The organism is Ideonella livida (assembly GCF_010499455.1).
Taxonomy (GTDB): Bacteria; Pseudomonadota; Gammaproteobacteria; order Burkholderiales; family Burkholderiaceae_C; genus Ideonella; species Ideonella livida.
In genome coordinates this window covers 36,016-55,013 of sequence record NZ_JAAGOH010000007.1, presented here as the reverse complement: position 1 = coordinate 55,013, position 18,998 = coordinate 36,016, and the positions used below count along the sequence as shown (strand labels likewise).

The 18,998-nt window shown below is 64.2% G+C and carries 15 protein-coding genes; 1 reads left to right on the top strand and 14 read right to left on the bottom strand.

Features of this window, described 5'->3' with window-relative positions:
* From rplW to rpsL, 8 genes are all read right to left on the bottom strand, one after another.
* Positions 1-312: a 50S ribosomal protein L23 gene (gene rplW, locus G3A44_RS07835; RefSeq protein WP_163456957.1), complete on the bottom strand. Its 312-nt coding sequence runs from the start codon at positions 310-312 to the stop codon at positions 1-3.
* Positions 309-929 (bottom strand): 50S ribosomal protein L4, encoded by a 621-nt coding sequence (gene rplD, locus G3A44_RS07830; RefSeq protein WP_163456956.1) that lies wholly within the window; start codon positions 927-929, stop codon positions 309-311. Before rplD ends, rplW begins: the two co-directional genes overlap by 4 nt.
* The gene (rplC, locus tag G3A44_RS07825; protein ID WP_163456955.1) at positions 929-1,594 is read right to left on the bottom strand and encodes a 50S ribosomal protein L3; all 666 of its coding nucleotides are present in this window, start codon (positions 1,592-1,594) and stop codon (positions 929-931) included. The genes rplD and rplC overlap by 1 nt, the downstream gene beginning before the upstream one ends.
* A gap of 253 nt (positions 1,595-1,847) precedes the next feature.
* Positions 1,848-2,159, bottom strand: coding sequence for a 30S ribosomal protein S10 (gene rpsJ, locus G3A44_RS07820; RefSeq protein ID WP_019561663.1), 312 nt, complete (start codon positions 2,157-2,159; stop codon positions 1,848-1,850).
* 66 nt (positions 2,160-2,225) lie between these two features.
* The gene (gene tuf / locus G3A44_RS07815; protein WP_163456941.1) at positions 2,226-3,416 is read right to left on the bottom strand and encodes an elongation factor Tu; all 1,191 of its coding nucleotides are present in this window, start codon (positions 3,414-3,416) and stop codon (positions 2,226-2,228) included.
* A 145-nt stretch (positions 3,417-3,561) separates the two neighbouring features.
* On the bottom strand, positions 3,562-5,664 hold the full coding sequence (fusA, locus tag G3A44_RS07810; RefSeq protein WP_163456954.1) for an elongation factor G: 2,103 nt from the start codon (positions 5,662-5,664) through the stop codon (positions 3,562-3,564).
* Positions 5,665-5,739: 75 nt separating this feature from the next.
* Entirely contained in the window at positions 5,740-6,210 is a 471-nt protein-coding gene (gene rpsG / locus G3A44_RS07805) for a 30S ribosomal protein S7 (RefSeq protein ID WP_163456953.1), read from the bottom strand.
* Positions 6,211-6,404: 194 nt separating this feature from the next.
* Positions 6,405-6,779 (bottom strand): 30S ribosomal protein S12, encoded by a 375-nt coding sequence (gene rpsL / locus G3A44_RS07800; protein WP_163456952.1) that lies wholly within the window; start codon positions 6,777-6,779, stop codon positions 6,405-6,407.
* Between the two features lie 216 nt (positions 6,780-6,995).
* On the opposite strand from rpsL, the gene G3A44_RS07795 reads away from it, so the two are divergent.
* Complete coding sequence (locus tag G3A44_RS07795; RefSeq protein ID WP_163456951.1) at positions 6,996-7,475, top strand: PIN domain-containing protein; 480 nt, start codon at positions 6,996-6,998, stop codon at positions 7,473-7,475.
* A 13-nt stretch (positions 7,476-7,488) separates the two neighbouring features.
* On the opposite strand, the gene G3A44_RS07790 is transcribed toward G3A44_RS07795, so the two are convergent.
* From G3A44_RS07790 to rplJ, 6 genes are all read right to left on the bottom strand, one after another.
* Positions 7,489-8,007 (bottom strand): serine O-acetyltransferase, encoded by a 519-nt coding sequence (locus G3A44_RS07790; protein ID WP_163456950.1) that lies wholly within the window; start codon positions 8,005-8,007, stop codon positions 7,489-7,491.
* Between the two features lie 21 nt (positions 8,008-8,028).
* Complete coding sequence (locus G3A44_RS07785; RefSeq protein WP_163457066.1) at positions 8,029-8,991, bottom strand: glycosyltransferase family 2 protein; 963 nt, start codon at positions 8,989-8,991, stop codon at positions 8,029-8,031.
* Between the two features lie 169 nt (positions 8,992-9,160).
* Positions 9,161-13,387, bottom strand: a complete 4,227-nt coding sequence (gene rpoC / locus G3A44_RS07780) for a DNA-directed RNA polymerase subunit beta' (RefSeq protein ID WP_163456949.1) — start codon at positions 13,385-13,387, stop codon at positions 9,161-9,163.
* 87 nt (positions 13,388-13,474) lie between these two features.
* Positions 13,475-17,596 (bottom strand): DNA-directed RNA polymerase subunit beta, encoded by a 4,122-nt coding sequence (rpoB, locus tag G3A44_RS07775; RefSeq protein ID WP_163456948.1) that lies wholly within the window; start codon positions 17,594-17,596, stop codon positions 13,475-13,477.
* A 342-nt stretch (positions 17,597-17,938) separates the two neighbouring features.
* Positions 17,939-18,319: a 50S ribosomal protein L7/L12 gene (gene rplL / locus G3A44_RS07770; RefSeq protein WP_163456947.1), complete on the bottom strand. Its 381-nt coding sequence runs from the start codon at positions 18,317-18,319 to the stop codon at positions 17,939-17,941.
* Positions 18,320-18,371: 52 nt separating this feature from the next.
* Positions 18,372-18,881 carry a 50S ribosomal protein L10 gene (rplJ, locus tag G3A44_RS07765; RefSeq protein WP_163456946.1) on the bottom strand — a complete coding sequence of 170 codons (510 nt, stop codon included), beginning with the start codon at positions 18,879-18,881 and terminating at the stop codon, positions 18,372-18,374.
* Positions 18,882-18,998: the final 117 nt, after the last annotated feature.

Below are 18,998 nucleotides of genomic sequence, written 5' to 3'. Positions count from 1 at the left end.
TTACGCAGCCTCCCCGGAGAAGTTGAGCTCCTGGCCAGCCTTGATCGACACGTACGCCTTCTTGACGTGGTCGCGGCGACCGATGGAACGGCCAAAACGCTTGACCTTGCCCTTGACGTTGACCACGGACACGGCCTCGACCTCGACCTTGAACAGCAGTTCGACCGCCGCCTTGATCTCGGGCTTGGTGGCATCGCGCTGAACGCGGAACACCACTTGGTTGGCCTTCTCTGCGACCTGGGTGGCCTTCTCGGAGATCACCGGCGAGAGCAGCACCTGGGCCAGACGGCCTTCGTTGAACTTGGCGCTCATGCGAACATCTCCTTGAGTTGCTCCACCGCCGCCTTGGTGACCAGCACCTTCTTGAAGTGGATCAGCGACAGGGGATCGGCGTAGCGCGGCTCCACCACCAGCACGTTCGGCAGGTTGCGGGCGGCCAGCGCCAGGTTCTCGTCCAGCGCGTCGGTGATGACCAGCACGGACTGCAGACCCATGGCCTTGAACTTGGCAGCCAGCAGCTTGGTCTTAGGCGCATCGACGGACAGCGAATCCACCACTGCCAGGCGGCCGTCGCGGGCCAGCTGGGACAGGATGGTGGCCATGCCGGCGCGATACATCTTCTTGTTCAGCTTGTGCGAGAAGTTCTCGTCAGGCTTGTTCGGGAAGATGCGACCGCCCCCACGCCACAGCGGGGAGGAAGTCATACCGGCACGGGCGTTGCCGGTGCCCTTCTGGCGGAAAGGCTTCTTGGTCGAGTGACGAACCTCGGCGCGGGTCAGCTGGGCACGGGTGCCTTGGCGGGCATTGGCCTGGAAGGCCACGACCACCTGGTGAACCAGGGCTTCGTTGTAGTCACGGGCGAAGACGGCGTCAGGCGCGTCCACCTTGGCGGTGGCCTGGCCCTGCTCGTTCAGGAGCTCGAGCTGCATCAGTTGGCTCCCTTCTTGGCCTTGACTGCGGGACGGACCACGACGTGGCCGTTCTTGGCGCCGGGGACGGCACCCTTGACCAGCAGCAGCTGACGGGCCTCGTCGACGCGGACGATGTCGAGGTTCTGGGTGGTGACGGTCTCGTCGCCCATGTGCCCGGTCATCTTCTTGCCCGGGAACACGCGACCCGGATCCTGCGCCATGGAAATGGAGCCCGGGACGTTGTGCGAGCGGCTGTTACCGTGCGAAGCGCGCTGCGAACCGAAGTTGTGGCGCTTGATGGTGCCGGCAAAGCCCTTACCGATCGAGGTGCCCTGCACGTCGACCTTCTGGCCAGCGGCGAACAGCGTGACCGGCACGGAAGCGCCAGCCTTGTATTCGGCAGCGATTTCCGGCGTGACGCGGAATTCCTTGATCAGGGTACCCGCTTCCACACCCGCCTTGGCGAGGTGGCCAGCAGCAGGCTTGGTCACGCGGGAGGCCCGACGCTGACCAAACACCACTTGCAGTGCGGTGTAGCCGTCGGTCTCAACGGTCTTGACCTGGGACACGCGGTTGTTGGACACGTCCAGCACGGTCACGGGGATGGCATCGCCATCGTCCGTGAACACACGCATCATGCCCACCTTGCGGCCCAGCAATCCGAGGCGATTGCTAAGACTCATGGTTTCTTCTCCGCCCCCCATCCACAAAGCTTCAGGGGGCTGGGTTTCACAAGTTCGACAGCGATTGGTCGAACCGACTGATGCACTTGACGCCGCAGCCCGGCTACCCGAACCACCACGCACAAGCGCGCACGACAAAAGGGCGGCTCTCGCCACCCTCCGCCGGAAAAGCCTGTGAGTATAAAGCGAAAAAGGCGACTCCCGCAAGAGAGTCGCCTCAACGCGCCGCCCTCTCAGGAAGGCGCGATGCAGATCACTGCAGCTTGATCTCGACGTCCACGCCGGCCGGCAGGTCGAGCTTCATCAGCGCGTCCACGGTCTTGTCGGTCGGGTCGACGATGTCCATCAGGCGCTGATGGGTGCGGATCTCGAACTGGTCGCGGCTGGTCTTGTTGACGTGCGGCGAACGCAGGATGTCGAAGCGCTGCATGCGCGTCGGCAGGGGCACAGGGCCCTTGACGATGGCGCCGGTGCGCTTGGCGGTGTCCACGATCTCCAGAGCCGACTGATCGATCAGCTTGTAGTCGAAAGCCTTCAGGCGAATGCGGATCTTCTGCTTTTGCATGACGTTTCCTTCAAAAGAGCGATGAAGACCGGGCAGGTGTCTCGCCTGCCCGGTCCGGTCATGCAATTACTCGATGATCTTGGCCACGACGCCGGCGCCGACGGTACGACCGCCTTCACGGATGGCGAAGCGCAGACCCTCTTCCATGGCGATCGGGGCGATCAGCTTGACGGTGATCGACACGTTGTCGCCCGGCATCACCATTTCCTTGTCCTTGGGCAGCTCGATGGCGCCAGTGACGTCGGTGGTGCGGAAGTAGAACTGCGGACGGTAGTTGTTGAAGAACGGGGTGTGACGGCCGCCTTCGTCCTTGCTCAGCACGTACACCTCAGCCGTGAAGTGGGTGTGCGGCTTGATGGAGCCCGGCTTGCACAGCACTTGGCCGCGCTCAACTTCTTCACGCTTGGTGCCGCGCAGCAGGATGCCCACGTTGTCGCCGGCTTGACCTTGGTCCAGCAGCTTGCGGAACATTTCCACGCCGGTGCAGGTGGTCTTGACCGTCGGCTTGATGCCCACGATTTCGATTTCCTCGCCGACCTTGACGATGCCGCGCTCCACGCGACCGGTCACCACGGTGCCACGACCGGAGATCGAGAACACGTCTTCCACAGGCATCAGGAAGGTGCCGTCCACGGCGCGCTCAGGCGTCGGGATGTAGCTGTCCAGCGCGTCGGCCAGGGCCATGATGGCGCCTTCGCCCAGCTCGCCCTTGTCGCCTTCGATGGCCAGCTTGGCAGAGCCCTTGACGATCGGGGTGTCGTCGCCGGGGAAGTCGTACTTGGACAGCAGCTCGCGCACTTCCATCTCGACCAGTTCCAGCAGCTCGGCGTCATCCACCATGTCGCACTTGTTCAGGAACACGATGATGTAGGGCACGCCCACCTGACGGGCCAGCAGGATGTGCTCGCGGGTCTGGGGCATCGGGCCGTCAGCGGCCGAGCACACCAGGATCGCGCCGTCCATCTGGGCCGCGCCGGTGATCATGTTCTTCACATAGTCGGCGTGACCCGGGCAGTCCACGTGCGCGTAGTGACGGTTGGCGGTCTCGTACTCGACGTGCGCGGTGTTGATCGTGATGCCGCGGGCCTTTTCTTCCGGCGCAGCGTCGATCTGGTCGTAGGCCTTGGCTTCACCGCCAAACTTCTGCGCCAGGATCGTGGTGATCGCGGCCGTCAGCGTGGTCTTGCCGTGGTCCACGTGACCAATGGTGCCCACGTTCACGTGCGGCTTGGTCCGCTCGAACTTTTCCTTTGCCATTGCAAATTCTCCGTAGAAAGAACAGTTGCCAGTGCAGGGTTTAGGGTCTCCGCCTCGCTGAACTCAGGCCCCCACCACTGGCAGCGGGGGGCAGGAGCGCGAAGACCATGAATCAGGACGATTCGTCAGGCCACGCGGCCCGAACTCACTTGGAGCGGGCGGTGATGATGGCGTCGGCCACGTTCCGCGGAGCTTCAGCGTAGTGCTTGAATTCCATGGTGTAGGTGGCACGGCCCTGGGTGGCCGAACGCAGGGAGGTCGAGTAGCCGAACATCTCAGACAGCGGAACCTCTGCCTTGATGATCTTGCCACCGCCCACCATGTCGTCCATGCCCTGCACCATGCCGCGACGCGAGGACAGGTCGCCCATCACGGTACCGGCATAGTCTTCCGGGGTCTCGACTTCCACGGCCATCATCGGCTCGAGGATCACCGGCTGAGCCTTGCGGCAGGCGTCCTTGAAGCCCATCGAGGCGGCCATCTTGAACGCGTTTTCGTTCGAGTCCACTTCGTGGTACGAACCGAAAGTCAGGGTGACCTTGACGTCCACCACCGGGAAGCCGGCCAGCACGCCATTGGGCAGCGTGTCGATCAGGCCCTTCTCCACCGCGGGGATGAATTCGCGCGGCACCACACCGCCCTTGATGGCGTCGACGAACTCGAAGCCCTTGCCGGCTTCTTGCGGCTCGACGGTCAGCACGACGTGACCGTACTGGCCCTTGCCGCCGGACTGACGCACGAACTTGCCGTCCACACCCTCGACCTTGGCGCGGATGGTTTCGCGATAGGCCACCTGCGGCTTGCCGACGTTGGCTTCCACACCGAATTCCCGCTTCATGCGGTCGACGATGATTTCCAAGTGCAGCTCGCCCATGCCCGAGATGATGGTCTGACCCGATTCCTCATCGGTCCGCACGCGGAACGACGGGTCTTCGGCAGCCAGGCGCCCCAGGGCGATACCCATCTTCTCCTGGTCGGCCTTGGTCTTGGGCTCCACGGCCTGCGAAATCACCGGCTCGGGGAAGACCATCTTTTCCAGGGTGATGATGGCATCCGGATCGCACAGGGTTTCACCCGTGGTCACGTCCTTCAGGCCCACGCAGGCGGCGATGTCACCGGCCAGAATTTCCTTGATTTCTTCACGCTGGTTGGCGTGCATCTGCAGGATCCGGCCGATACGCTCCTTCTTGCTCTTGATCGGGTTGAAGACCGAGGCGCCGGAAGTCAGCACGCCGGAATACACGCGAACGAAGGTCAGCTGACCGACGAACGGGTCGGTCATCAGCTTGAAGGCCAGGGCGGAGAACTTCTCGGCGTCGTCGGCCTTGCGGCTGATCGGCTGGTCGTCCTCGTCGGTGCCCTGCACCGGGGGGATGTCCACCGGCGACGGCAGGAATTCGATCACCGCGTCGAGCATGCGCTGCACGCCCTTGTTCTTGAAGGCGGTGCCGCACAGCATCGGCTGGATCTCGGTGGCGATGGTGCGCTGACGCAGGGCCGCCTTGATCTCGTCCTCGGACAGCTCACCGGTCTCGAGGTACTTGTTCATCAGGTCCTCGGTCGCCTCGGCGGCGGCCTCGACCATCTTCTCGCGCCATTCCTGGGCCACGTCGGCCAGGTCAGCGGGGATGTCCTCGTAGGCGAACTTCATGCCCTGGGACGACTCGTCCCAGAAGATGGCCTTCATCTTGATCAGGTCCACCACGCCCTTGAAGTTGTCTTCAGCGCCGATGGGGATCACGATGGGCACCGGATTGGCCTTCAGGCGAACCTTCATCTGGTCCACGACCTTGAAGAAGTTGGCACCGGTGCGGTCCATCTTGTTCACGAAGGCCAGGCGGGGCACCTTGTACTTGTTGGCCTGACGCCAAACGGTCTCGGACTGCGGCTGCACGCCACCCACAGCGCAGTACACCATGCAGGCACCGTCCAGCACGCGCATGGAACGCTCCACCTCAATGGTGAAGTCCACGTGCCCCGGGGTGTCGATGATGTTGAAGCGGTGCTCCGGGAAGTTCAGGTCCATGCCCTTCCAGAAGCAGGTGGTCGCGGCGGAGGTGATCGTGATGCCACGCTCCTGCTCCTGCTCCATCCAGTCCATGGTGGCGGCGCCGTCGTGCACTTCACCGATCTTGTGGTTCACACCGGTGTAGTACAGGATGCGCTCGGTGGTCGTGGTCTTGCCGGCGTCGATGTGAGCGGAGATACCGATGTTGCGGTAGCGCTCAATGGGGGTCTGACGAGCCATGTGTCACTCCTTTTGCCATAAACGGCGAAAGCCGCTCGGGTCAGCGTTAACCCTGAGCGGCCAAAGTAGCTTGGATTAGAAGCGGAAGTGCGAGAAGGCCTTGTTGGCCTCGGCCATGCGGTGCACTTCGTCACGCTTCTTCATCGCGCCGCCGCGACCTTCAGAGGCCTCGAGCAGTTCGTTGGCCAGACGGGCGGCCATGGACTTCTCACCGCGCTTGCGGGCCGATTCCTTCAGCCAGCGCATCGCCAGAGCCATGCGGCGGACGGGACGAACTTCCACGGGAACTTGGTAGTTCGCACCGCCGACGCGGCGGGACTTCACTTCCACCATCGGCTTGACGTTGTTCAGCGCGGTCATGAAGACCTCCAGCGGATCGCGCTTGGCCTTGGCTTCCACTTGATCCAGCGCGCCGTAGATGATGCGCTCAGCCACGGCCTTCTTGCCGGACTCCATCACCACGTTCATGAACTTCGACAGATCTACCGAACCGAACTTGGGATCGGGCAGGATCTCGCGCTTAGGTACTTCGCGACGACGAGGCATTTCACTCTTCCTTCATCTTCAGCTGGCTGCGGCCTGTGCCGCATGCCCTGAAAGTCCACTTCAGCCGGCCAAGAGGCGCTGGCATGACGGGGCTTTCACTTACTCGGTCCGACCCACAGGTCGACCGCAACATCCACCACCTCAGCCTGACAGCCGGGCGTGACAACTCAGAGACAGCAATCCGGCGTGCCGGATTACTTCTTGGGGCGCTTGGCGCCGTACTTGGAGCGCGACTGCTTGCGATCCTTGACGCCCTGCAGGTCCAGAGAACCGCGCACGATGTGATAACGCACACCCGGCAGATCCTTGACCCGGCCGCCGCGCACGAGCACCACACTGTGCTCCTGCAGGTTGTGGCCTTCACCGCCGATGTACGAGATCACCTCGAAACCGTTGGTCAGACGCACCTTGGCCACCTTACGAAGCGCGGAGTTCGGCTTCTTGGGGGTGGTGGTGTAGACGCGGGTGCAGACACCGCGGCGCTGCGGGCAGTTCTGCATCGCAGGCGACTTGGACTTCGTGACTTCGGCCTGACGGCCTTGGCGCACGAGCTGGTTGATGGTCGGCATGGGTAACTTGTTCCCGTTTGAAGTTACATGAATTCCTTCGGCCCCCGCCTGACGCGAGGCCCCTGCACGGAGCGAACTCCCCAGGGGACTGCGGCCCGTCAGGATCGGACACCCAGGCCCGGCCTACGCCGGACCCGGACCCGTCAGCGGTCAAAAGCAGTGCGCAGCAAAGCCCACCTTCGGGTGCCGAAAAGCCCGCCAGTATAGTGCAAGGGCATGAACACTGCCAAGTCGGACCTCATCTCCCCCTGCCCGCCGCCGGGCGAGGCCATCCTGGACACCCAGGCCATCCTGGACTGGCTGCACTTTGCCGACCCCATCACCGCAGGCTGGGAAGCTTCGCGGCTGGCGGGTGATTGGGTCTGGGTGATCTCGCCCGCCCTGCGCGACGAGCTGTGCCATGTGCTGCAGCACGGTCACCTGCCTCCGGGCTGCCGCCCCCCGCAAGACCTGCTGGCCCTGCTGGCCAGCCGGGCTCGAGAGGTCGGGGACGCCCCTTGCCCGGCCCTGCCCATGCGCTGGCGGTGCAGCGATCCCGACGACCAGAAGTTCCTGGACCTGGCACAGCACCGGGGAGCGCGCTGGCTGGTGAGCCGGGACAAGGCTGTGCTGAAGCTTCGCCGGCGCGCCCTGCTCGCCGGCGTGCATATCGTGCGACCCGGCGCCTCCTGGTGGCGCCTTGGCGCCACGCCCTGACCGCGCGCCACGGCTATGGCACCTGGGGCAAGTCGGTGCGCGGGCGCACACGGGCAGGAACGCCCACCGCAATGTGGCGGGCAGGCACATCGCGGACCACCACCGCGTTGGCACCGATGATCACATGGTCCCCAATGCGAATGCGGCCCAGCACCTTGGCCCCAGCCCCGATGTCGACATGGTCCCCGATGTGCGGAGCGACCGGATCCTCGACGCGAGCCAGGCCGACCACCACGCCATTGCGGATGCGGCAATGACGACCGAAACGGGCGTAGCCGCTGACGACGATGCCGCCAAAGTGGTCGATGACAAAGCCCTCCCCCACCTCGGCTTCGCAGGGCAACTCAATGCCGGTGAGCACCTGCACCCCTTTGTAGGCCACGTGATACGCCAGCGAAAAGGGCTTGCGCAACCAAACCGGGCGCAGGCCGTAGCGCCAGCGTCCGAAACGGTAGACAACCATCACCCAAAAGCCCTGCGCCCCCCAGCGGCGCCCATGGGCCTTGAAATCGGCGCGGAGGTTTTCGAACATTTCCAGTGCCTCCCCTTCGGCTCAGTGCAGCGCCCGCCCACCCGCCCGCGTGGCCCACAGAATGGCCATGGCCAGTCGCCACTCCGCACCGGCGGCGCTTGCCCGGGACCAGCGCCCCCGGATCAGCGCCCCCGCCCCCACCAGCACCAGCCAGAGCACCTGGAGCAGAGACCAGCCCAGGACGGTGGTCAGCCCACCATGCTTGCGGTAATAAAGCAGAGCACTCTCGAGTTGCAGGCGCCGGGACTGCCGCCCAGCGGAGGTGATTTCTCCGTCGGACTTCGCGCTCTCGCCGCCCAGATGAACCACCGCCACCTCCGCCAGGTAGTGAACCCGCCATCCTGCTTGCCGGACGCGCCGGCAATGGTCGACCTCTTCGTAATATAAAAAGAAGCGCGGATCGAACAGCCCCACCTGGCGCAGAACCTCCCGCCGGATCAGGTAAAAGCAGCCGGGCACCCAGTCGCAGTCCGCACTGCGTTCGGGCCGCCAATGACGGTCATCGACCTGCCGGACGGTCGGGAACCAGGTGGCCAAACCGGTGCGCGCCAGGAACTCACCCAGCGGCGAAGGAAATCCGCGGCAGCTGGGCTGCTGGCTCCCGTCACGCCCCACCAGCCGCACACCGACGATACCCACATCGGCCTCGCGCTGCAGGCAGGACAGGGCCCGAGAAACCGCCTCGGCGGGCACAAAGGCATCGGTATTGAGCAGCAGCAGGTCGCCGTCGGCGACCTCGGGCAGCGCCAGGTTATTGGCCCGACCAAAGCCGACGTTAGTCCCGCTCTCCAGCAAGCGCACCTCAGGGTGGTGCTGACGCAGATACGCCGCAGAGCCATCGCGGGAGGCGTTGTCCACCACCACGACCCTGGCGTCTGGGAAGGGCTGCAGGGCCTGCTTCAGCGCATCAAGGCACGGGGTGAGCAGGTCCCGGGTGTTGTAGCTGACCAGCAGCACGGTCAGCGGGCGATGGAGGGGCGTCATGGTCAAGGGACAGGAACGGGCCCCCCAGCGCGACGCCAGGGCGGCGTCGGAGTTTAAGCGCCTCGCCCCGAAAAAGAAGAGGGGCCGCAAGCGGCCCCTCCGATGTCATGACAGCCCACCCGGGCCTGAGCCTGCAGGCTCAGACAGAACGGACTGGCGCGTCAGGCGCTCACTCGGCTTGCGGCGGCGTCGCCTCGGAGGCCGCGTCCAGCGCCGCGAACTCCACGCGGGCACGCTCTTCGGCCTCGGCCAGCGCAATGGCGCGGCGCTCGCCCTCGTCCAGCTCCTCCTTGGCCTTGCGGGCCTGGTGGAAGGCCATGCCGGTGCCGGCCGGAATCAGCCGGCCCACGATCACGTTCTCCTTCAGACCACGGAGCTCGTCGCGCTTGCCCATGATGGCCGCTTCGGTCAGCACGCGGGTGGTCTCCTGGAAGGAGGCCGCCGAGATGAACGAGTCGGTGGACAGCGAGGCCTTGGTGATGCCCAGCAGCACGTCGGAGTAGGTGGCGGGGATCTTGCCGTCCGCGCGCAGCTTCTCGTTGGTGTTGAACAGCTCGGAGCGCTCGACCTGCTCGCCAGCGATGTAGGTGGACTCGCCCGGGTTGACGATCTGCACGCGGCGCAGCATCTGGCGAACGATCACCTCGATGTGCTTGTCGTTGATCTTCACGCCCTGCAGACGATAGACGTCCTGGACCTCGTCGACGATGTAGCGGGCCAGCTCCTCGATGCCCAGCAGGCGCAGGATGTCCTGCGGATCGGCTGCGCCGTCGACGATCAGTTCGCCCCGGTTGACCACCTGGCCTTCGTGCACCAGGATGTTCTTTTCCTTGGGCACCAGCTCTTCCCAGACCTTGCCGTCCGGATCGGTGATCTGCAGGCGGACCTTGCCCTTGGTCTCCTTGCCGAACGACACCGTGCCGGTGATCTCGGCCAGCGCCCCCTTGTCCTTGGGCGAACGGGCTTCGAACAGCTCGGCCACCCGCGGCAGACCGCCGGTAATGTCTCGGGTCTTCTGGCCTTCGACCGGGATGCGGGCGAGCACTTCACCCGGCATCACGTCCATGCCGTCACGCACCTGGATCAGCGCGCCGACCTGGAAGCCGATGGTCACCGAGTGGTCGGTGCCCGGAATCTTGACTTCCTGGCCCAGCGAGTCAAGCAGCTTGACCTGCGGACGCACGACCTTGGCCGCGCCGCGGCGCTTGGGATCGATCACGACCAAGGTGGACAGGCCGGTGACCTCGTCCACCTGCTTGGCCACGGTGACACCTTCCTCGATGTTCTCGAACTTCACCTTACCGGCGAATTCCGTGATGATCGGGCGGGTCAGCGGATCCCAGGTACCCAGCACCAAGCCAGCCTTGATCTGCTGATCGGCCTTGACGTTCAGGGTCGCGCCATACGGCACCTTGTGGCGCTCACGCTCACGGCCGTGCTGGTCGGAGATGATGATCTCACCGGAACGGGAAATCACCACCAGTTCGCCCTTGCCGTTGGTCACGTAACGCATCGTGGCGTTGAAGCCGATGAAACCATCGGACTTGGCGTCCACGCTGGAGGCCACGGCAGCACGCGAGGCGGCACCACCGATGTGGAAGGTACGCATGGTCAGCTGCGTGCCCGGCTCACCGATGGACTGCGCGGCGATCACGCCCACGGCCTCACCGGTGTTCACCAGACCACCGCGGCCGAGGTCGCGCCCATAGCACTTGGCGCACAGGCCGAAGCGGGTCTCGCAGGTCAGCGGGGTGCGGACCTTGACCTCGTCGACGCCAGCGGCTTCGATCAGGTCCAGCTTGTCCTCATCCAGCATGGTGCCGGCGGCAATGATGACTTCCTGCGTCTCGGGGTTGACGATCTCCACGGCCGACACGCGGCCCAGGATACGGTCGCGCAGCGACTCGATCACCTCACCACCCTCCACCAGGGCCCGCATCGGGAAGCCGTGCTCGGTGCCGCAGTCGTCCTCGGTCACCACCAGATCCTGGGTCACGTCGACCAGTCGACGGGTCAGGTAGCCGGAGTTAGCCGTCTTCAGCGCCGTATCCGCCAGACCCTTACGGGCACCGTGGGTGGAGATGAAGTACTGCAGCACGTTCAGACCCTCACGGAAGTTCGCCGTGATGGGGGTCTCAATGATCGAGCCGTCCGGCTTGGCCATCAGGCCCCGCATGCCGGCGAGCTGGCGGATCTGGGCGGCGGAACCCCGCGCACCGGAGTCGGCCATCATGTAGATGGAGTTGAAGGACTCCTGGTCCACTTCCTTGCCGTGGCGGTCGATGACCTTCTGCTTGGAGAGCTGGGTCATCATGACCTTGCCCACCTCGTCACCGGTCTTGCCCCAGATGTCCACCACCTTGTTGTAGCGCTCGCCAGCGGTCACCAGACCGGAGACGTACTGCTGCTCGATCTCCTTGACCTCGGCTTCGGCAGCGGCGATCAGGTCGTGCTTCTTGGGCGGCACGAGCATGTCATCCACTGCGATGGAGATGCCGGCGCGCGTAGCCAGCCGGAAGCCGTTCTGCAGCAGCTTGTCGGCGAAGACCACGGTCTCCTTCAGGCCGCACTTGCGGAAGGAGGCGTTGATCAGCTTGCTGATCTCCTTCTTCTTGAGCGCCTTGTTGATGTGCGCGAAGGGCAGGCCCTTGGGCAGGATCTCCGACAGCAGGGCACGGCCGACGGTCGTGTCCACCAGCTTCATGGTGGCCCGGAACTGGCCAGACTCATCCTTGTTCCACTCCGGCAGGCGCACGCTGACCTTGGCGGTCAACTCCACCACACCGTTGTCCAGGGCACGCAGCAGTTCGTCGGTGTCCGAGAACACCATGCCTTCGCCCTTGCCGTTGGTGCGCTCACGGGTGGCGTAGTACAGGCCCAGCACCACGTCCTGAGACGGCACGATCGACGGCTCGCCCGAGGCCGGGAAGAGCACGTTGTTGGAGGCCAGCATCAGCGCGCGGGCTTCCATCTGCGCTTCGATCGACAGCGGCACGTGGACGGCCATCTGGTCACCGTCGAAGTCGGCGTTGAACGCCGCGCAAACCAGCGGGTGCAGCTGGATGGCCTTGCCTTCGATCAGCACCGGCTCGAAGGCCTGGATGCCCAGACGGTGCAGCGTCGGCGCACGGTTCAGCATGACCGGGTGTTCCTTGATGACTTCTTCAAGGATGTCCCAGACCACCGGCGTGCCCGATTCCACTTCCTTCTTCGCCGCCTTGATGGTGGTGGCGATGCCCATCGCCTCCAGGCGCGAGAAGATGAAGGGCTTGAACAGCTCCAGGGCCATCAGCTTGGGCAGGCCGCACTGGTGCAGCTTGAGGGTCGGGCCCACGGTGATGACGGAACGGCCGGAGTAGTCGACGCGCTTGCCCAGCAGGTTCTGGCGGAAGCGGCCGCTCTTGCCCTTGATCATGTCGGCCAGGGACTTCAGCGCGCGCTTGTTCGCGCCCGTCATGGCCTTGCCACGGCGGCCGTTGTCCAGCAGCGAGTCGACGGCTTCCTGCAGCATGCGCTTTTCGTTGCGCACGATGATTTCCGGCGCCTTCAGCTCCAGCAGGCGGGCCAGACGGTTGTTCCGGTTGATGACGCGACGGTAGAGGTCGTTCAGGTCCGAGGTCGCGAAGCGGCCGCCGTCCAGCGGCACCAGCGGACGCAGGTCCGGCGGCAGCACCGGCAGCACGTCCATGATCATCCAGTGCGGCTTGATGCCGGACTTCTTGAAGGCCTCCATGACCTTCAGGCGCTTGGAGTTCTTCTTGACCTTCAGCTCGCTGCCGGTCATGTCGTTGCGGAGCTTGTCGATCTCCACATCGAGGTCCATGTCGGCCAGCAGCTTCTGGATGCCCTCAGCCCCCATCATGGCGATGAACTCGTCACCGAACTCCGCACGCTTGGCCTCGTAGTCGTCCTCGCTCATGATCGAGAACTTCTTGAGAGGCGTCATGCCGGAGTCGACCACGACATACGCTTCGAAGTACAGCACGCGCTCGATGTCGCGCAGCGTCATGTCGAGCACCAGGCCCAGACGCGACGGCAGCGACTTCAGGAACCAAATGTGGGCGCACGGCGCCGCCAGGTCGATGTGACCCATGCGGTCACGGCGCACCTTGGTCTGGGTGACTTCAACGCCGCACTTCTCGCAGATCACGCCACGGTGCTTCAGGCGCTTGTACTTGCCGCACAGGCACTCGTAGTCCTTGATCGGGCCGAAGATCTTGGCGCAGAACAGGCCGTCACGCTCAGGCTTGAACGTGCGGTAGTTGATGGTCTCAGGCTTCTTCACCTCGCCGAAGGACCAGGACCGGATCTTTTCCGGGGAGGCCAGGCCGATCTTGATGGCATCGAAATGCTCATCGGGGGTGAATTGCTTGAAGAGGTCGAGCAAGCCTTTCATGAGCTTCTCCTATCTATTCGGTGCTTAACGGGAGGGAACGTCGTCGATCACGCGCGGCCACCCCAACGAAGGGCGGCCGCAGCGCCATCAGTTGCGTTCCAGCTCGATGTCGATGCCCAGCGAGCGGATTTCCTTGACCAGCACGTTGAACGACTCCGGCATGCCGGCGTCGATGGCGTGCTCGCCCTTGACGATGTTCTCGTACACCTTGGTACGGCCGTTCACGTCATCGGACTTCACGGTCAGCATTTCCTGCAGCACGTAGGCGGCGCCGTAGGCTTCCAGCGCCCACACTTCCATCTCACCGAAGCGCTGGCCACCGAACTGCGCCTTGCCGCCCAGCGGCTGCTGGGTGACGAGCGAGTACGGGCCGGTGGAGCGGGCGTGCATCTTGTCGTCCACCAGGTGGTGCAGCTTCAGGTAGTGCATGTAGCCGATGGTGGTCGGACGCTCGAAGCGCTCACCCGTGCGGCCATCCGACAAGAAGGCCTGGGTACGCGACTCAGTCAGACCCTTGCGCTCCTTGATGTCGTCCGGGTAGGCCAGCTTCAGCATGGCGCTGATCTCAGCCTCCTTGGCACCATCAAACACCGGAGAGGCAAAGGGCACGCCCTTGGTCAGCTCCTGGGCCATGGACAGGATCTCCTCGTCGGAGAACTCCTCCAGGCGCTCGGGCTTGCCACCGGACTGGTTGTAGAGCTCGTCGAAGAACTTGCGCAGCTCGGCCACGGCGGCCTGTTGCTGCAGCATGTCGCCGATGCGCTGACCAATGCCCTTGCCGGCCCAGCCCAGGTGCACTTCCAGCACCTGACCGATGTTCATCCGCGAGGGCACGCCCAGCGGGTTCAGCACGATGTCCACCGGCGTGCCGTCAGCCATGTAGGGCATGTCTTCGATCGGGGTGATCTTGGACACAACGCCCTTGTTGCCGTGACGGCCGGCCATCTTGTCGCCAGGCTGCAGGCGCCGCTTGACGGCCAGGTAGACCTTGACCATCTTCAGCACGCCCGCGGGCAGCTCGTCGCCCTGGGTGAGTTTCTTGCGCTTCTCTTCGAAGGCCAGATCGAAGCCGTGGCGGGTCTGCTCCAGCGAGTTCTTGATGGACTCGAGCTGGTTGGCCACGTCGTCTTCCGACGGACGCACATCGAACCAGTGGTACTTGTCGACGCCGGCCAGGTATTCCTTGGTCAGCGTCGTGCCCTTGGCCAGCTTCTGCGGGCCACCGTTGGCCACGCGGCCCACCAGCAGCTTCTCGATCCGGTCGAAGGCGTCGGCCTCCACGATGCGCAGCTGGTCGTTCAGGTCCAGGCGGAAGCGCTTGAGTTCATCGTCGATGATCTGCTGGGCGCGCTTGTCGCGGGGAATGCCTTCACGGGTGAAGACCTGCACGTCGATGACGGTGCCCTGCGTGCCCTGGTCCACGCGCAGCGAGGTGTCCTTCACGTCGGACGCCTTCTCACCGAAGATGGCGCGCAGCAGCTTCTCTTCCGGCGTCAGCGTGGTCTCGCCCTTGGGCGTGACCTTGCCCACCAGCACGTCGCCGGGGTTGACCTCGGCACCGATGTAAACGATGCCCGACTCGTCCAGGCGGGCCAGTTGCTGCTCGGACAGGTTCGGGATGTCGCGAGTGATTTCCTCGGAACCCAGCTTAGTGTCGCGGGCCATGACCACCAGCTCCTCGATGTGGATCGAGGTGTAGCGGTCTTCGGCCACCACGCGTTCGGAGATCAGGATCGAATCTTCGAAGTTGTAGCCGTTCCAGGGCATGAAGGCGATCAGCATGTTCTGGCCGATCGCGATCTCACCCAGGTCCGTCGAGGCACCATCGGCCACCACATCACCAGCACCCACCCGTTCGCCACGACGCACGATCGGACGCTGGTGGATGTTGGTGTTCTGGTTGGAACGCTGGTACTTGATCAGGTTGTAGATGTCCACGCCCACCTCGCCCGCAACCGTCTCCGCGTCATTCACGCGAATCACGATGCGGTTGGTGTCGACGTAGTCCACCACGCCACCACGGCGGGCAACCACCACGGTGCCCGAGTCCACGGCCGCCACGCGCTCGATGCCGGTGCCCACCATGGGCTTTTCCGGACGCAGCACAGGCACAGCCTGACGCGACATGTTGGCGCCCATCAGCGCGCGGTTCGCGTCGTCGTGCTCCAGGAACGGCACCAGGGAGGCGGCCACCGAGACGATCTGGGTCGGCGCGACGTCCATGTACTGGATGCGCTCCGGCGAGGTGAGCACGGACTCACCATTCTCACGGGCGGAAACCAGCTCATCGGTCAGCTTGCCGCTCGCATCCAGCGAGGCATTGGCCTGCGCGATGACGTACTTGCCTTCCTCGATGGCCGACAGGTAGTCGATCTGGTCGGTGGTCATGCCATCCACTACACGGCGGTACGGCGTCTCCAGGAAACCGTACTCGTTCAGGCGGGCATACAGGGCCAACGAGTTGATCAGACCGATGTTCGGGCCTTCAGGCGTTTCAATCGGGCAGACGCGGCCGTAGTGGGTCGGGTGCACGTCGCGGACTTCGAAGCCAGCGCGCTCACGGGTCAGACCGCCCGGGCCCAGGGCCGAGACGCGACGCTTGTGCGTGATCTCGGACAGGGGGTTGGTCTGGTCCATGAACTGCGACAGCTGCGACGCACCGAAGAACTCCTTGAGGGCCGCGGAAATCGGCTTGGAGTTGATCAGGTCGTGCGGCATCAGGGCTTCGGTCTCGGCCTGGCCCAGACGCTCCTTCACGGCCTTCTCGATGCGGGCCAGGCCCGAGCGGTACTGGTTCTCAGCCAGTTCGCCCACGCAGCGCACGCGACGGTTGCCCAGGTGGTCGATGTCATCGACCTCGCCGCGACCATTGCGCAGCTCGACCAGGATCTTGACGACGTCCAGGATGTCCTCGTTGGACAGCGTCATCGCGCCTTCCGGCACGTCGCGGCCCACGCGGGCGTTGAACTTCATCCGGCCCACGCGCGAGAGGTCATAGGTCTCGGCGCTGTAGAACAGGCGGTTGAACAGGGCCTCGACGGCGTCCTCGGTCGGCGGCTCGCCAGGGCGCATCATGCGGTAGATGGCGACGCGGGCGGCCAGCTGATCGGCGGTCTCGTCCAGACCCAAGGTCTGGCTGATGTAAGCCCCTTGATCCAGCTCGTTGGTGAAGATGCACTGGATGTCGCGGATACCCGCGGCACGCAGCTTCTTGAGCAGGGTCTCGGTCAGCTCATCGTTGGCCTTGGCGATGATCTCGCCCGTGTCCGGGTCGACCATGTTGCGGGCGATGACACGGCCCACCAGGAAGTCCTCGGGCACCGAGATGAAGTTGGTGCCGGACTGCTCGAGCTGGCGCACGTGCTTGGCGGTGATGCGCTTGTCCTTCTCGACGATGACCGCACCGGACTTGTCGACGATGTCAAAGCGGGCGACCTCACCCTTCAGACGCTCGGGCACGAACTCGAGCTGCGCGCCAGCATCCATCAGACGGAAGCTGTCGTTCTTGAAGAAGTGCGCCAGGATCTGCTCGGGGTTCAGGCCGATGGCCTTGAGCAGGATCGTGACCGGCATCTTGCGGCGACGGTCCACACGGAAGTACAGGACGTCCTTCGGATCGAATTCGAAGTCCAGCCAAGAACCACGGTAAGGGATGATGCGGGCGCTGAACAGCAGCTTGCCCGAGCTGTGGGTCTTGCCCTTGTCGTGTTCGAAGAACACGCCCGGTGAGCGATGCAGCTGCGAGACGATGACACGCTCGGTGCCGTTGACGATGAACGAGCCGTAGTCGGTCATCAGGGGCACCTCGCCCATGTAGACCTCCTGCTCCTTGATCTCCTTGACCACGCGCGCGGGATGCGACTCGCGGTCATAGATGATCATCTGGAGCTTGGCACGCACCGCGGCAGCGTAGGTCAGGCCACGCTGCTGGCACTCGCGCACGTCAAAGGTCGGGCGCGCGATGTTGTACTCGATGAACTTCATCTCCACGAACCCGTTGTGCGACACGATGGGGAACGTGGAGACGAAAGCGGCCTGCAAACCTTCCGCCTTGCGCTGCTGCGGCGGGATTTCCTTCTGAAGGAATGCAATGTAGGAGTCCCGCTGCATCGTCAGCAGGTAGGGGACGTTGAGAACGCTCTCGCGCTTGCCGAAGCTCTTGCGGATGCGCTTGCGCTCGGTGAAGCTGTAAGGGGTTGCTTGCGCCATGGAACACTCCGTAGCGACAGCGTGGCCGGGCCCAGGCGCACGCTTCGCAAGGCGACTGGCTTTGTCAGGTCGACGGCTGCACACACGGGCGGTGTGCCAGACCTGGCAGCTTGGTGGTTGGCCACTACCAACCGCTGGCGGACAACCCCGGCGTTGCACCGGAGTCCGACCAAACCCGTTCCCTGCAGTCGGATCAGGGAACACTTGGAAAACCCTTGAGTATCGCTCAAGAGACTTCCAGCTGTTCTCTGCATGGATTTGGAGCCTCGCTCAAGGCGACGCTCCAAGGACAAAAGGCCGGGAGCCCTCGCGAGCCCCCAGCCTTGCATCCACCGAAGCGGATTACTTCAGCTCGGCCTTGGCGCCGGCTTCCACCAGCTTCTTCACGGCGGCTTCGGCGTCGGCCTTGGCGATGGCTTCCTTCACGTTCTTCGGAGCGCCGTCGACCAGGTCCTTGGCTTCCTTCAGGCCCAGACCAGTCAGTTCGCGCACGGCCTTGATGACGGACACCTTGTTGGCGCCGGCTTCCAGCAGGACGACGTTGAACTCGGTCTTCTCTTCAGCGGCCGGAGCGGCAGCGCCGCCGGCGGCACCGCCGCCAGCCACGGCCATGGAAGCGGCGGACACGCCGAACTTCTCTTCGATGGCCTTGACCAGGTCGTTGAGTTCCATCACGGACATGCTGTCCAGGGCGGTCAGGAAGGCGTCTTTGTCGAATGCCATTTTGTGTTCCTCGAAATCAGGGATTCAGTGAATGAATGAGAGCGGTGACCGATCAGGCGGCGGGCGCTTCGGCGCCAGCACCACGCTGTTCGGACAGGGCAGCCAGGACAGCAGCCACGCGCTGGACCGGCGACTTGAGCAAGCCAGCCAGTTGCGACAGCAGCACTTCCTTGCTCGGCACGGAAGCCAGGGCCTTCACGGCATTGGCGTCGAGCGCCTTGCCAGCGTAAGCACCACCCTTGATGACCAGCTTGTCATTGGTCTTGGCGAAGTCAGCGATGACCTTCGCAGCGGCCACGGCATCTTCGGAGAAGCCGTAGATCAGCGGACCGGCCATGGACTCCGCTGCCACCTCGAACTGCGAGCCGGCGACGGCACGGCGGGCCAGGGTGTTCTTCAGCACATGAAGATACACACCCTTGGCACGCGCATCGACGCGCAGCTTGTTCAGGGCTTCAACGGTGAGGCCACGGTACTCGGCCAGGGCCAGGGTCTGGGACTTGGCAACCTGAGCTGCCACTTCCTCGATCACGGCCGCCTTCTCGTTGCGGTTGAGACTCAAGGTCTACTCCTCACATCAACATGTCCAGGCCCCTTGCGGGACACCGGACACCACGGATTGCAGCGACCTGGCCGAAACCGAACGACTCTCCCATCCATCCATCGGCAGAACCATGGA